General features: G+C 65.0%; 14 protein-coding genes. 7 read left to right on the forward strand and 7 right to left on the reverse strand.

Going from position 1 to position 14,519, the window contains the following annotated elements; translation table 11 throughout:
- Positions 1 to 7: 7 nt before the first annotated feature.
- The 3 genes from ACQKQA_RS12725 (at position 8) to ACQKQA_RS12735 (ending at position 3,311) form a co-directional block, all read left to right on the forward strand.
- Positions 8 to 619, forward strand: a complete 612-nt coding sequence (locus ACQKQA_RS12725) for a DUF4136 domain-containing protein (protein ID WP_427557556.1) — start codon at positions 8 to 10, stop codon at positions 617 to 619.
- Positions 620 to 659: 40 nt separating this feature from the next.
- On the forward strand, positions 660 to 1,217 hold the full coding sequence (locus ACQKQA_RS12730) for a DUF4136 domain-containing protein (protein WP_427557559.1): 558 nt from the start codon (positions 660 to 662) through the stop codon (positions 1,215 to 1,217).
- A gap of 168 nt (positions 1,218 to 1,385) precedes the next feature.
- On the forward strand, positions 1,386 to 3,311 hold the full coding sequence (locus ACQKQA_RS12735; protein WP_427557562.1) for a pilus assembly protein TadG-related protein: 1,926 nt from the start codon (positions 1,386 to 1,388) through the stop codon (positions 3,309 to 3,311).
- Here ACQKQA_RS12735 and ACQKQA_RS12740 read toward each other — a convergent pair.
- Positions 3,296 to 6,064, reverse strand: coding sequence for an ATP-binding protein (locus ACQKQA_RS12740; RefSeq protein ID WP_427557566.1), 2,769 nt, complete (start codon positions 6,062 to 6,064; stop codon positions 3,296 to 3,298). The genes ACQKQA_RS12735 and ACQKQA_RS12740 overlap by 16 nt on opposite strands.
- Positions 6,061 to 6,501: a TadE/TadG family type IV pilus assembly protein gene (locus ACQKQA_RS12745; protein WP_427557569.1), complete on the reverse strand. Its 441-nt coding sequence runs from the start codon at positions 6,499 to 6,501 to the stop codon at positions 6,061 to 6,063. The genes ACQKQA_RS12740 and ACQKQA_RS12745 overlap by 4 nt, the downstream gene beginning before the upstream one ends.
- Positions 6,502 to 6,576: 75 nt before the next feature.
- Here ACQKQA_RS12745 and ACQKQA_RS12750 point away from each other — a divergent pair, with 75 nt between their 5' ends.
- Positions 6,577 to 7,047, forward strand: coding sequence for a prepilin peptidase (locus ACQKQA_RS12750; RefSeq protein ID WP_427557572.1), 471 nt, complete (start codon positions 6,577 to 6,579; stop codon positions 7,045 to 7,047).
- A gap of 104 nt (positions 7,048 to 7,151) precedes the next feature.
- On the forward strand, positions 7,152 to 7,949 hold the full coding sequence (locus ACQKQA_RS12755) for a response regulator (RefSeq protein WP_427557663.1): 798 nt from the start codon (positions 7,152 to 7,154) through the stop codon (positions 7,947 to 7,949).
- Positions 7,950 to 8,012: 63 nt separating this feature from the next.
- Here the strand turns inward: ACQKQA_RS12755 and ACQKQA_RS12760 are convergent, their stop codons facing one another.
- The 5 genes from ACQKQA_RS12760 to cpaB all read right to left on the reverse strand — a co-directional run bounded on the left by ACQKQA_RS12760 (position 8,013) and on the right by cpaB (position 13,319).
- The gene (locus tag ACQKQA_RS12760) at positions 8,013 to 8,897 is read right to left on the reverse strand and encodes a type II secretion system F family protein (RefSeq protein WP_427557575.1); all 885 of its coding nucleotides are present in this window, start codon (positions 8,895 to 8,897) and stop codon (positions 8,013 to 8,015) included.
- Between the two features lies 1 nt (position 8,898).
- Complete coding sequence (locus tag ACQKQA_RS12765) at positions 8,899 to 9,783, reverse strand: type II secretion system F family protein (RefSeq protein WP_427557577.1); 885 nt, start codon at positions 9,781 to 9,783, stop codon at positions 8,899 to 8,901.
- Positions 9,784 to 9,797: 14 nt separating this feature from the next.
- The gene (locus ACQKQA_RS12770; RefSeq protein ID WP_427557580.1) at positions 9,798 to 11,072 is read right to left on the reverse strand and encodes a CpaF family protein; all 1,275 of its coding nucleotides are present in this window, start codon (positions 11,070 to 11,072) and stop codon (positions 9,798 to 9,800) included.
- Positions 11,069 to 12,262, reverse strand: a complete 1,194-nt coding sequence (locus ACQKQA_RS12775) for an AAA family ATPase (RefSeq protein ID WP_427557583.1) — start codon at positions 12,260 to 12,262, stop codon at positions 11,069 to 11,071. Before ACQKQA_RS12775 ends, ACQKQA_RS12770 begins: the two co-directional genes overlap by 4 nt.
- Before the next feature lie 115 nt (positions 12,263 to 12,377).
- Positions 12,378 to 13,319, reverse strand: coding sequence for a Flp pilus assembly protein CpaB (cpaB, locus tag ACQKQA_RS12780; RefSeq protein ID WP_427557585.1), 942 nt, complete (start codon positions 13,317 to 13,319; stop codon positions 12,378 to 12,380).
- A 324-nt stretch (positions 13,320 to 13,643) separates the two neighbouring features.
- Here cpaB and ACQKQA_RS12785 point away from each other — a divergent pair, with 324 nt between their 5' ends.
- Both ACQKQA_RS12785 and ACQKQA_RS12790 read left to right on the forward strand, forming a co-directional pair.
- Positions 13,644 to 13,850, forward strand: coding sequence for a Flp family type IVb pilin (locus ACQKQA_RS12785; protein ID WP_427557588.1), 207 nt, complete (start codon positions 13,644 to 13,646; stop codon positions 13,848 to 13,850).
- Between the two features lie 80 nt (positions 13,851 to 13,930).
- Entirely contained in the window at positions 13,931 to 14,344 is a 414-nt protein-coding gene (locus tag ACQKQA_RS12790; RefSeq protein ID WP_427557591.1) for a response regulator, read from the forward strand.
- Positions 14,345 to 14,519 lie beyond the last annotated feature (175 nt).

Genomic DNA, 14,519 nt, shown 5'->3' on the forward strand with positions numbered 1-14,519 from the left:
GCCTTGAATGAAACGCCACGCTGGTTTGCTTGTGTTGTGCTTGGGATTGGCGGCCTGCCAGAGCCCCAATCCTTATGTCGCCAGCTCCAATCCGCTACCGCCGGCGCCGCCGCAAGCGGCCACTACCTTCGACCACAGCGCCTATCCGGCGCCCCAGCGCGACTACGGTCGTTATCGCAGCTGGGCCTGGCGCAACGGGCGCCTGCCTGACGGTTCGGCCTGGGCCGATTCGGCGCAGGTCGCCGAGGCGGTCAGCAACGCCCTCGACCAGCGCGGCCTGCGCCCGTTGCATGACAACCGTCCGGCGGATCTGTGGGTCAGCGCCGATCTGCATCTGGAAAGACGCTTGCGCCAGGTGCAGGACGACTATGGTTATGGATATGGCGGCTATGGATATAACCGCTATGGCCCCGGCTACGGCATGTACAACACCGTGCCGGTGGTGCGTACCTATGAGGTCGAAGTGACGGTGGTGCGGGTCAGTCTGTTCGACGGCGCCACGGGCCAGCCGGTATGGAGCGCCAGCGCGGAGACCTCGAGCCAGGGCAGCCTGAGCGAGCGCGCCGATGCGCTGCGCGAAGCCGTGGACAAGGCCATGGCGGGGTATCCGCCTGGCTAGCGACAACCCTTCGGTGTATTTCTTCTGCTGGAGAATCATCATGTTCCGCCGTCTTGCTTTACTGGTCATGGCCGCCTTGCTCAGCGCCTGCGCCGCCAACCAGGTCAACCATGACTTCGATGCCAGCCGCGACTTCGCGGCCTATCGCAGCTGGAGCTTCAAGGAACCCGCCTTGCAATACCGCCCCGACGATCCGCGGATCAAGAGCGACCTGACCGAACAGCGCATCCGCCAGGCGGTCGGCGAGCAACTGGACCAGCGCGGCCTGCGCCCGGCTGCGGCCGGCCACAAGGCCGACCTCAACGTGCAGGCCTACCTGATTGTCGAGAGCCGTCAGCAAATGGTCACCACCAACTACGGTGGCGGCTGGGGTGGCCCTTGGAACGGCTACTGGGGCGCGCCGGCGTACAACGAAACCCGCAGCGTCACCTACAAGGTCGCCACCATCCAGATCGACCTGCTCGACGGCAAGGACGGCAAGCTGGTGTGGCGCGGCAGTGACGAGCAGATCCTCAGCAGCACGCCGAACCCTGCCGATCGCAGCGCGGCGATTCGCGACACCGTCAGCCGGATCCTGGCGAATTACCCGCCTAAATAAATAGCCTCTTCCTCTCCTGGGGCGAGGGCCGCGCAGGCCTTCGCCCGCATGGCGGCACTGGCCAGTGGCACTAGCTGGCAAGTTGCCAGCGCCGTATTCCCGCCTTGACTACACTTCGCTCACCCGATGGAGGTTGCGCTCGGCAGTACGCCGGCAAAGGAGTGCGCCATGTTGTCCCGCTCGCAGTTTTCCACCCCGGCCCGGCAGCGCGGCGCCATTGGCTTGATGGCGGCATTGGCGCTGGGCACCGCGGTGCTGTGCACGGTGGTGGTGACCGACAGCGGGCGCCTGTACCTGGAGCAGCGCAAATTGCAGCGGGTGGCCGACAACGCGGCGCTGGAAGCGGTGTCCCGGGGCGGCACCTGCCAGGCGGGGCTCAGCGCGGCGGCGTTCGCCCGTGACAGCGCGGCCCGCAACGGCTTCGTGGTGGCGGCCGACAAGCCGCTCACCGCCACCTGCGGTTCGCTGCAGACCGGCGCCGACAACCTGCGCACTTTCAGCGCCAACGCCAGCCAGGCCAGCGCCATCCGGGTGGTTGTCAGCGAGTCGGTGCCTACCAGCATTGCCGCGGGTATTGCCAGCCTGTTTTCCGATACGCCCCTGAGCACGACCACCACCTTGAGTGCCAAGGCGGTGGCGGCGCAGCCCAGACCGCCGCTGGCGCAACTGACGATTCGCAGCACCCTGGTCGATTTCAATCTGTTGAACGGAGTACTAGGCGGTCTCGCGGGAAGTGCAATCAATGTCAGCCTGCTCGGCTGGCAAGGTCTGGTCGACACTGACATCAATCTGTTGAGTTATCTGAAACAGTTGGCCATCGACCTGAACCTGAGCGCCGGAAACTACAGCCAACTGCTCGGGGCCAATGCCACCATCACCCAACTGATCCAGACCACCATCACCGTGGCCCAGAGGAACGGCGCCACCGCCGAGGTCCTGACGGCGCTGGGCACCATCAAGGCTGCCGCCATCAATACGGTCCCGGTGAAGCTGGGCGACCTGCTGAAGGTGCAGACCGGCACCGCGGATTCCGGGCTGGATGCCAATCTGCAACTGCTGAGTCTGGTGGAGGCGTTCCTGCAATTGGCCAGCAGCCAGAGCGCCGCGGCCGTCGAGTTGCCGGTGAACGTATTGGGAGTGGCCGGCGTCAGGACCCGGGTCAAGATCGTTTCACCTCCCGAGTTCGCGATAGGCAATCCGGCGCTGGCCGCGGCCGACCCGCTGGGCCCCAATCGTATCTATGTGCGTACCGCTCAGGTGCGGGCCTTGCTGACGGTGGATCTGTCACTGATCAACAGTGTGCTGCAGGCGGTGAATGCCCTGCTGTCGCCGGTGGTGCTCACGCTCAATACGGTGCTCAGTGCCAATCTCAGCTGTGTGCTCGGCGGTTCCTGTGTAAAGACCGACCTGATGATCCTGCCGGACGGCGCGAACCTGGATGTCAGCCTCGAGGTGGGGGCCGGCGACAGTCATGTCACCGCCTATACCTGCGTCAGCGACAGCGATAGCAGCCTTTCCGCCAATACCACGACCGCTGCGGTCAAGCTCAAGGTCGGTCAGGTGAATGCTACCAACTGGTTGTCTTCGACGGTTCAGGTCAGCGTGAGCCCGTTGCCGCTGGTGGATATCGGCGCGCGGACCTGTCAGGGGCTGCTGGGCCCTTGTGGGCCGCGTATCTCGTTTGCCGGGGGCGGCAGCGAGCTGTTGATCGACACTGCGATCGCCGGCACCAACGAGCCGAATTTCACCTTCGTCAATCCGCCGAAAATGAAGCAGGACCTGACGGACAACGATTGGCACAGCGTCACCGCCTCCAATGTGGTCAGCAGCCTGCGGGCCTCCCTGACCGGGATCAACCTGATTCAACACCCGCCCACCATTGGCAGCCTGCTAGGGGTGGTGATCAATACCTTGCTGTCGGTGCTGAACGAAGTCGTCGGCTTGCTGGCGACGGCTATCGGCAGCTTGCTCGGCCCTTTGCTGGACCCCTTGCTGAACAATGTCCTGAAGGTGCTGGGCATCGACCTGGCCAGGGTCGACGTGGGCGCCAACCTCACCTGCGGCCAGACCGGCCGGGCTTACCTGGTGATCTGATCGGTCTGCGCCAGGGGCAGTTCGATGCAGAAGCAGGCGCCTGCGCCGGTGTTGCTCACGCTCAGGCGGCCGCCCATGTTGGCGACTATGCCGTAGCTCACCGAGAGCCCGAGGCCGGTGCCCACGCCGACCGGCTTGGTGGTAAAGAAGGGTTCGAAGATGCGCGTGAGCAGGCGCGGGTCGATGCCGCCGGCATTGTCTTCGACCAGTAGCCGTACCCACTGCGGGTCCTGCTCGGCGCGGATCGCGATCCAGGGCTGCAAGCCAGGGTGCTGCTCGCGGCGCTCGAGCAGCGCATCCCGCGCGTTGACCAGCAGGTTGATCAGGACTTGTTCAAGCTGATCGACATGGCCCCGCACCTGGGGGGCAAAGTCGATCTCGGCCACGCGCAGTTCCACGCCCTTGCTCCGCATGCCGTCGGCCAGCAGCGACAGGCAGCCTTCCACCGCCTGGGCCGGTGCGAAGGGCTGTTGCTCGATCTCCGAGCGCCGGCCGAACACCCGCATATGCTCCACCACCCGCGCCGCCCGCTGGATCTGCCCGTCGATGCGCTGGAGCTTGTCTTGCAGGTAGTCGAGCTGAACCTCGCCATTGCCCAGGCGCTTGAGCACATTGACGATGGCCATGCGGATGACGTTCAGCGGCTGATTGATTTCGTGCGCCAGGCCGGTGGCCATTTCCCCCAGGGTGGCCATCTTCGCGCTTTGCATCAGTTGCAGTTGGGAGCGCCGGACCTCGGTGTTGTCGCGGCCGACGGCCTGGATCTCCTGCAGGCGCCCTTGGGCGTCGAACACTCCGCGATCGGACCAGACCCACCAGGCGTGTTCGCGCCCCGGCAGTTGCAGGCTGATTTCCGCGGTACTGACCGGGAACTCCGGGGTCAGGCGGCGGATGCGCTGGACGAAGGCCTCGTGTTGCTCGGCGGACAGCCAGTCACTCAGGTTGGCCCCGGACAGTCGTTCGGGCGGGCATTCCAGGTAAGTCGCCAGGGGGCGGTTGGCGAAGGTCAGGGTCAGGTCGGGCAGGTAACGGCAGATCATGGCGGGGGAGTCCTCCACCAGGATCCGGTAACGTTCCTCGCTCTGGCGTATCTGCTCGGCGGCCAGGGTGGCGTCGGTGACGTCCAGCCACAGGCCGACGGCTTCCACCGGCAGGCCCAGGTCGTCGCGCAGCAGCCTGGCTTCGTCGAGCACCCAGTGGTATTCGCCCCGGCTGTCGCGCAGGCGATAGCGGCTGCGCGCCGCGCCCTCGCGCAGCAGTTGCCGGGAGCGCTCGAAGTAGCGGTCGCGGTCGTCGGCGTGCACCCGCTCCGCCAGGGCGTCGGCGCTGCAGTCGGTCAGGCTCCAGCCCAGCAGCGGCTGCAGGCTGTCGCTGAAAAACGCCGGCTGCAGCGCGCCCTCGACATAGCGCTGGACATAAATCACCGCCGGCGAATGGGCGATCAGATTGTCCAGCCGGGCGTGGGCCGCGGCCGCCTGTTGTTCCTGGTTCTTGATGTCGCTGATATCCAGCATGAAACCGACCAGGCGCTGATGCTGGCCAATCCCCAGGGCCTGGCCCTGCAAGCGGTACCAGAGGGTCGGCTGATGCGGATCGGTGCGTTGCAGGCGTACGCAGAGCAGCAGCGGCTTGCCCTCTTGCAGTTCCAGCAGGCGACTGCCCAGTTCCTGGCGATCGGCGGGGTGGATCAAGTCCAGCCAGGCCGACAGCGGCAAGCGCCGGGTCTGGGGTTCCAGCAGCAGGTTGAGCGCCAGTTGCGGCGCCAGCTGGATTTCGTTGTCCCGGGGGAACAACTCCCACCAACCGGTGCCGAGCAGACCTTGCAAGGCCTCCAGGCGCTCCAGCTGGTAATGGTGCTGCTGTTCGCGCAAACGTCCGAGCAAGGGGCCGGCCAGGGCGGCGCTCAGTTGCAGCCAATCGCGCTCGCCCAACTGCGGGGCCAACTGGTGTGCCGGGTAGAACCCGCAGAGCAGCCAGGCCGCGACGCCGTGATCGTCGCGAAAGGGCACGACAAACCCCTCGCTGTTGCCGAACACAGGTTGCAGGCGCGGGTGCTCAGCGAAGCCCTGGGCGAAGGTCAGTGCTTGCGGCGTGTTGCCGTTCAGGCAATCCAGCACGGTGCCCAGGGCCTGGCCCTTGTGCCATAGCTGCGGCGCATCGTGGGCCTGGTACAGGCCATGGATGTGCCAACCCTGTTCCTGGTCGTCGAGCAGCGCCAGGGCGAGGCAGGGGATATGCCACTGCTGAGCCAGGCCGTGGAGTTGCTCGTGCAGCACCTCGGGCAGGCGCGAGAGGCCGCACAGGCGTAGCTGCTCGCTCATCTGTGCCGCGAGCTGCTGGGCCTGTTGCCGCTGCTGCGCCTGCTGGCGTTCCAGCAACAGGTCGCCGATGTCCAGCAGGTGCAGCAGCCAGCCCTGGGGCGAGGGCTGCACCCAGCCACGCAGGTGCAGGGTGTGTCCGCCGCTGCCCTGGAAATCCAGGTCCAGGGTATGCCCCTGCCAGTCTGCCGGAGAGCCTTCGACACTCAGCGCACTGTGTGCTTGCAGGTAATCCAGCAGCACCGTTGGCCGCTCGCCGGTCGCTGGCTGGGCCAGGGCATAACGCAGCGGACCGGTCATTTGCAGGACCTGGGCGTCGTGGTCCAGATGCACCAGCAGGCCGACCCCGGGGGTGGCCAGGGGCGCCTCGGGAGGCGGCGACGGGAGTGCTGCCCGCGCGCGAAAACGCCCGAAGAGTTTATCGCCGGAGTTCAAAATTGCAGGCTCGATTGGGCGCTGAGGTTTTCTGGCAGGGCAGGCACGCTGCCCACGCCCGGCAGCACCAGGAAGGGGATGACCTGCCGCAGTTTGTCGCGGGAGTAATTGACCCGCACCGTCAGCAGGCCGCCCACGTAAGTCACGGAGGCATCGGTGTCGGCGTTGAAGTTGAAGGCGGGCGGAATCCAGGTCAGTTGCTGGCGCAAGGTATTCCTCGCCAGGGTGGTCAGGGCCGTGGCGTAGCCCGGCGTCGCCGGGTCCAGGGCGACGCTGCGCCGGACCGCTTCGGCGGTGGCCTGGTTGAAGGATTGCATCATCAGCAACGGCAGGGTGTAGCTGACCAGGCCGTAAAACACCGCGAAAAAGATCACGAACACCGCCGCGAACTCAATCGCCGCGGCCCCTTTTTGCGTTCTGGGGAGGCCCGCTTTCATCCCTGTGTCTACCCTGACAACCACTAGGTGCTTTGAGCATAGAATCATTCGCCGCAAAGGGACGGTTTTTAGCCTATGGATACTGCGCTTCTCTTTGGCTGGCTGATCCTGTGCGCGGCGCAGGACCTCCAGCAGCGCCGGATCGCCAACCTGCTGACCCTGGGCGTGGCGGCGCTGGCCCTGGTCTATCTGTTGCTGACGGGCAGCACCTGGTGGGGCGGCCGGGCTGCCGAGGGCGGCTGGGCGCTGCTGCTGGCCCTGGCATTCACCTTGCCCGGCTACGCGCTGGGCCGCATGGGCGCTGGCGACGTGAAGCTGATGGCGGCGCTGGGGTTGCTCACCGATCCGCTGCATGTCCTGGGCACCTTCATCGGTGCCGGGGCCACCAGCCTGCTCTGGTTCCTGCTCATGCCCTGGTGCTGGGTGCATATCGGGCAAGGGCTCAGGACCCACCTGCGTTACCTCGACCCGCAACAGTCAAGGCAATATGCCTTCGCCCCCTTCGTGCTGCTCGGGATGCTCCTGACAGTCCTCTGGATCCACTAGTCGCTAGGTGCCAGCACTGCTATGTACATAGTCGGAAAGTAGTCTACGTTTAGTCAGAGCCTGCCCCGCCGGGCAAGGTACAGGCAGTCTTGGGTTTTCCAGGCATGGAGTTGCATGTGAACAGGGTGACGTCCCAGATGAAAGTGCTTGTGGTCGATGATCAACCCATGATTGTCGAAGAGCTTTGCGAATTTCTCGAGAGCAGTGGTTACCGATGTGTTCCTTGTGAGTCCAGCCGACAAGCCATGGAGCGTTTCAGCGAAGACGCCGAGATCGGCCTGGTGCTGTGCGATCTGCATATGCCGGAGATGGACGGCATCCAGCTGGTCCAGGAACTGCAGCGGATCTGCGGCAAGTCGCGGGTGTTCGAGGCCATCATGCTCACCGGGCGTGCCGACAAGCAGGATGTGATCAAGGCCCTGCGCGCGGGCATCGCCGACTACTACCAGAAACCCATCGACCTGGACGAGTTGCTGGAAGGGCTGCGACGCCAGGAAACCGAGTTGCAGGAGCGCCAGAAGAATCTGCATCTGGGGCATCTGAACCAGAAGCTGCAGTTTCTCTCCGAATCCATCGACGACCTGTACCAGGACCTGGACAAGGTGCGTGGTCAGCCGCAGCGCCAGGCGGCATCGTCCGGCGAGGCGCGTGGGGAAACCGACCCGCTGGAAATCCCGGCGATCTTCAGCAGCCTGTCGCCACGCCAGCTGGACGTTGCCCGGCTGGTGGGCAAGGGCCAGACCAACTACCAGATCGCCTGTGAGCTGGGTATCACCGAGAACACGGTCAAGCTCTATGTCTCGCAGGTGCTGCGCCTGACTCACATGCACAACCGTACGCAACTGGCATTGGCCCTGTCGCCGAGCAATTCGGCACTGCGCCAGCGCGTGACCGCGCACTAGCCCGACCGGCTGCCCCGCCTTCCACGGGAAGTGGGGCGGCCGGCGTTGTTTTCGTCAGCTTCCTTAATAAGCGAAGGCCCGGGCGATGGCGGTGAACCCCGGTCCCGCCAGGACGATCAGCAAGGCGGGAAACAGAAACAGCATCATCACCACCGACATTTTCGCCGACATCTTCGAGATGAATTCCTGCTGGCGCGTCAGGCGCCGATCGTCGAGCAACTGCTTGAGGGCCAGCAGCGACTTCATGGCCCCGCCGCCTTGCTGGATCAGTTGCTGGAGGATGACGCAGGTATCGGTGAACTCATCGACCGCCAGCACCGCAGCGGCCTTGTGCAGTTCCTGGCCGAGTTCGAGGCCCGAGTCGACCCGGGCCAGGATCAGCCGCAGTTCGTGGGTCAGTTCCGGCAGCAGTTTCTGTGCCTCGCTGCCCAGCACCCGCAGCGCCTGCTCCACGGCCATGCCGGATTCGAACAGGATGCGCAGCAGGGGAATGAAGGTGGAGATCTCGCTGGCGACGATCCGCTGCCGGCGTTGCGCCGCAAACGCCAGCAGGCGCTTGGGCAGCAGGTAGCCCATGCCGATGCTCAGCACCGGCAGCAACCATTTGTTCGTGGCGTCGTAGAAAAACAGCTCTTCAAGGAACAGCACCACCAAGACCAGCACGATCGGCAGGCCGATCTGGCTGGCGGCATACAGTGAGCGCTGGCTGGCGCGGCGCCAGCCCAGGCGGTTGAGCAGGATCTGGGTTTCACTGTCCATGCTTACCGAGCGCTGGCCGAACCTGCTGTCGCCGAGAATCCGCAGCCAACTGCTCAGGCGGTTTTCCCGCAGCATATGGCCTTGCAGGCGTTGCGCGACCTGACGTTCCCGGCGCCGGCGTTCCAGCAGGTCACCGGCGATCAGCAGCAGGGCGCCGAGCAACAGCATTGCACTGGCCAGGAATGCCATTTCAGATACTCCGCAACATGCGCCAGAGCGCGAGACAACCGCAGACCTGCAGCACCAGGGCGGCGATCAGCATGTAGCGCCCGGCCGGGTCATGCCACATGCCGAGCATGTAGCCGGGGTTGCTCAGCATGAAATAACTCACCAGCAGCACCGGCAAGGTGCCCAGTACCCAGGCGGTCACGCGGGTTTCGCCGGTCATGGCGCTGAGCTGCCGGGCGCCCTGTTCGCGTTCGCGGATCAGCTTGATCAGGTTCTCCAGCAGCTCGCTGGCATTGCCGCCATAGCGGTGGTTGACCTTCAGGCCCAGGGCGAACAGGCGCAACTCGTCCTGCTCGTACAGCTCGGCGAAGTCGTGAATCGCCTCGGGCAGGTTGACCCCCAGATGGACATTGCGCTGGACGCGGCCCATGGCGGTTTTCAGCGGCGGGCTGCTGGCCTCGATGCCGCCCAGCACCGCATCGGTCAAGGTGCGCCCGGATTTCAGGCTGCGTACGCTGTGATCCAGCAGTTGCGGCAGTTGGCCGATCATGCGCTTGAGCCGCCGTTGATAGAGCCAGGCCACATACAGGCGTAACAGCAACGGTGGCAGCACCAGCAGGAGCAGGACGCCGCCCCAGCCGGCAGCGGCATAGCCGAGCAGTAGCGACAGCAGCCACACCGTCAGCCATAGGCCGATGCGTTCGGTGGGCCGGCCCAGGCCAGCACGCAGAAAGGCCCGCTCCAGTGCCAGCCAGGAGGTTTTCCGTGGGGCGGCTTCCGGCTGTCCCTGGGCCAGGCGGTTGAGGATCCTTTCGTTGTCGGTCTTGCGCAGACCGTGGAAAAACAGCCAGCCCGACAGGCTCAGCAGGATCAGGCAGGTCAGCGCCAGCAGGAGGGGAGCGATCATGGGCGGGCTCCGCTTCAGTCAAGTATCAGGCCGCTATCCCGGCGCAGCTTGTCGCCGGCGGGGTTGACCGCCTCGCGCAGGAAGCCGAAGCCGGTATGCCGGTCGAGCCGGAACAGGGTGTTGGTGACGTAGATGTCTTCACGCACGCCCACCACCTCCACCACCTCGCTGACGCAGCGCCGGCCATCGGGCAGGCGGGTCAGTTGAATCACCACGTCCAGGGCCGCGCAGATCATCTGCCGCAAGGTGCGCTCGGCCACCTGGCGCCCGGTCAGGCCCACCAGGGTTTCCAGGCGCAGCAGGGCGTCCTGGGCATTGTTGGCGTGCACGGTGCTCATGGAACCGTCGTGGCCGGTGTTCATCGCGGTCAGCACATCGAGCACTTCGACGCCGCGGATCTCGCCGAGGATGATCCGGTCCGGCCGCATCCGCAGGGCGTTGCGGATCAGGTCGCTGGCCTTGACCTCGCCATGCCCTTCGGCGTTCGGCGGCCGGGTTTCCAGGCGCACCACATGGGGATGGCCCAGCTGCAGCTCGGCCACGTCCTCGATGGTCACCAGGCGTTCGTGGGGGTTGATCAACTGGCTGAGAATATTCAGCAGGGTGGTCTTGCCGGTGCCGGTGCCGCCGCTGATCAGGATATTGCAGCGCTTGCCCACGGCCTCCTGGACGAACTCGAAGATGGCCTGGTCGATGGTCTGCATGGCCATCAGGTCGCTGCTCCTGAGCATGTCCTTGCGGAATTTGCGGATCGACAGGCAAGGGCCGTCCAGAGCGATGGGCGGAATGATTGCGTTGACCCGGCTGCCATCGGGCAGGCGCGCATCGACCATGGGCGAGGACTCGTCCAGGCGCCGGCCCAGGGGCGCGAGGATGCGTTGCATGACCCGCTCCACGTGATGGGCATCGATGAAGCGCAGGTCGCTCTGGTGCAGGACACCATCGCGCTCGACGAACACCCGGTGCGGGCCGTTGACCAGGATCTCGGTCACCGCCGGATCGCGCAGCAAGACTTCCAGGGGGCCGAAACCCGTGAGTTCGTCCACCAGTTCTTCGGCCAGGCGTTCCATCTCGTAGCGGGAAATCGCCAGGTGCATGCGGGCGATGTATTCGGCCACTTTGTCGGTGACGAATTGCGCCAGGTTCTGGCGCGAGCCCTCCAGCAGGTTTTTTCCGGACTCCTCGATGGCGTCGATGATGTAGCGATGCATCACCAGCTTGAGGCCTTCGTGGTTGGCGGTCCCGGCGAGGTCGCGTATGGGCGCGCCGAACAGTTTTTCTCCGTTCATCGTCCACCTCGCAACCGTTCGAACCAGCCCGGCCTGGGCCCGGCCTGCGCCGTTTCGGAGCGTTTGGCCAGGCGTTCGCCCAGGGCCTTCAGGCCTTGGGTCAGGGGGTCGCGGGGCGCCATTTCAAACAGGGTCACCCCCTGGTTCTTGGCATTGAGGCGCACCTCGGGGCAGTTGGCCAGGACCGCGATGACTTCCAGGTCGAAGGTCTTGCCCAGGGTGTCGGAATCCGGCGTGACGCCGCGCAAGTAGTGATCCACCAGCAGGCGCGCGTGTTCCAGTTTCAGGCCTCGGGCGCGCCACAGGTTCAGCACCGCCAGGTTGCGCCGGCAGTCGAGGACGTTCTGGTCGACGCACCAGATCAGCTTGTCGCAGTGGCTGACGAAAGTGCGTAGCGCCTCGCTGTCCGGCTGCCCGGTCAGGTTCACCACAATGTGCTGGAAATGCTGGCGCAGGGCATTGAGGAGCATGTACAGCTCGGCGGCGCTGGTGCGCTCCAGGGGGTCGTCGTTTTCGGCGTAGGCGAGGATGCGCAGGCCCGCATCGGTGCTGGTGAAGGCGCTGTCGATCAGGGTCGCATCCAGGCGGCGCAGGTGCCGCAGGGCGTCGCCGAAATGGAAGGAGCTTTCCAGACCCAGCAACGCCAGGCTATCGCCGCGGGGCAAGCCGAGGTCGAGCAGCAGGGTCTGCTGGCCTAACCTTTGCACCACCAGGGCCAGGTGATTGGCGATCAGCGCGCCGTCGACGCTGGCCTGGGTGCCATACAGGACGGTAAGGCCGCCGCCCTGGGTGCTGGGGGTGACCGCCGGCAGGCGTTTGCTCAAGCGCCGGACCAGCCCGCCTACCTCGCTGGGGCGCGAGCCGTAGGCGACGAAGTCCCGTGCCCCGGCGCGCATGGCGTTGAGCACCAGCTGGTTGTCCATGCCGTCGCCGAGGGCAACCACGGCCAGCATCGGCTTGGCTTCCAGGGCGCCTTCGATCAGCGCGCTCTGGGCGACCAGGTGCTCGCGATCGAGGCCGACGAACACCAGGTTGGCGAAGGTCACGTCGACCAGGGCCAGCAGTTCGTCAAGGCTGCCGCTGCCGGCACTGACGACTTGCCCCAGGGGCGCCAGTGCACCCTGCAACCACTCCAGGTCAGTGGCGTTGCGGGTGATGGCAAGAAAGGTTTGGCTCAGGTTCTGACTCATTGCGGTAACCCACTGCGTTTATCGAAGCCAGCGTTTCCCGGGAGCAGCAGGGTCGGGATCGGGGTGGCGCGGGACGGCATGGAACGACTGCGCATGAAGAGACATCCTTGCTCGATCAGGGTGTACGTTGGGTGACCTGGTTGCCGCGGATGACCTCCACCGCCGGCCGCGGCTCGGCGGCGGGGCCCGTCGGCGATGGGCCCTTGGGAGCCGTGCCCAGCGCCAGTTGGGTGAACTGGAACAGGTTGCCGTTGCTGGTCTTGAGATGGGCGGCGGCGGCCGTTTCTCCCGCCCAGTAGCGGGCCAGCCGTTGTTCGTCGCTGCTGCGTACGGCCAGGCGCAAGGTGCCGACCTGGGTGGCCAGCATCAGCCGGCTGAGCAAGGCTTCCGGTACGGCCAGGATCACGGTGCGGGCGGCGAGCCGGCGCTGGTCCTGTTTGAGCCGGTCGTCGCTGCCGGTGGCGGAGGTCGGCGTGCCATCGTTGGTGAGCCCGAGCTGGTCGCCCACTGCCAGCACCCGCATGGCGGGGACGGCCACCTGGGCCGATTGCTGCAGGTTGTTGGCGTCCTGGCGCAGGAACAGCAAAACGTCGACGTAGTCCCCGGGCACCAGTTGGCCGGCGGCGCCAATCACTTCGTCCACCGCGACCGCCAGGGCGCGCTCGTCGGGGCGGATCATGCGGGCCAGCGAGCCCCCGGCCTTGAAGCTCTCTTCGTTGAGCCAGGTCCCGGCGCGCAGTGGCCGCCAGGGAGTGCGGCCGACGGCCTGGTCCAGGCTGGTGAGGCTGCCGGCGGGGACGACCTGGAGTTTTTCCAGGCGCAGGTCGGCCGCGGTCAGGGCCACGAAGGGCGGCACGTCGCGGCTCAGCACCACGATGGGCTGGCGGGTCTGGTCTTCGGCATCGGCAAGGGTCTTGTCCACCACCGTCGGGGTGGGTTGGGCGATGGGAGTGGGGGATGGCTCCGGTTTACGGCTGAGCATCAGACCCCAATAACCGACAACAAGGGCCCCGATCAGTAGCAGTCCTGCAAGGACCATGGTGACGCGACTGTTCATGACGGCTCTCCCTTTCCTGCTGCGCCTGTCAGTCCTGCTTATGCATGAGTTGATTTGGCGATCAGGCAGCTATGAACATCAACGATTTTGCTATTTGACGGTAGTTGAGCCGGAACGAAATGCCATCATCGAAAAAAAATAACGCCATAAAACCTGAGCAGTGCTAAAGGGTGGATTTTGGGCGCCAGTCGTCCAACTAATACTTAGTGATTAGTTGTTTCTTACAGTTGTTGCTCCGGGCTTTGTTGACAATGCTCTGGTGGCACAGAGGCATGACGTTGCCGTGTTTTACATCTGTGTCCTAGCGTTCCAGGGAGAAGTCCGATGATCCTTCAATACCTCTTGCTCAGAGCCCGTCTTTTCTTCAAGCGCACCGAGGGTGCCTCCGCCATCGAATACGCGATCATCGTGGCGATGGTTGCTGTCGTGGTCGTGGCTTTCGTGACCCCGATGGGGGACAGGGTGCTGGCGATTTTCAACAGCGTTCTGACCTCTCTGGGCGGCGACACCGTGACTCGCCCAGCCCCTTGATGGATTGACCACGAGGTTTATTGCCTGTCGTGAGTGGCGCGTCATGTTCGGCTCGATAACCGTTTCTTAAGGTATTCCCCATGAGCGCCTCTCCAGCCCCTCGCCCGCAGCTACTTCTCGTGGACGACGAAGAGGATGCCCTGCTCGAGCTGGCCGAGCTGCTGGAAGGGGAAGGCTTCTGCTGTTTCACCGCGACCTCGGTCCAGCTGGCCCTGGCCCATCTCACCCGCCATCCGGACATCGCGCTGGTCATCACCGACCTGCGCATGCCGGAGGAGAGCGGCCTGTCGCTGATCAGGCGCCTGCGGGAACACACGGCCCGGCAACACCTGCCGGTGATCGTTACCTCGGGGCATGCCGACATGGACGACGTCAGCGACCTGCTGCGCCTCCAGGTGCTGGACCTGTTCCGCAAACCCATCTACCACCTGCGCCTGCTGGAAACCCTCAACACCCTGTTCCCGCAGCCGCGCCTGCATCCGCTCGGTCCCTGAACCTTCCTGGTCTTTGCGCCGCCCTGTTTTTGACGCCGTCGGTTTGACTTTGTGGTGGTATCAAAATGATGGCTCCTGTACATTGCCCGCCGCTTGTCCAGGTGTCTTGCCGACAAGTTGGCAGGGAAGCCTGAAAGACGCTGGGGTGCCTGCCGAAACCCGTCGTTTGCGTTTC

It is taken from the genome of Pseudomonas sp. NPDC089530, assembly GCF_050280705.1.
Taxonomy (GTDB): Bacteria; Pseudomonadota; Gammaproteobacteria; order Pseudomonadales; family Pseudomonadaceae; genus Aquipseudomonas.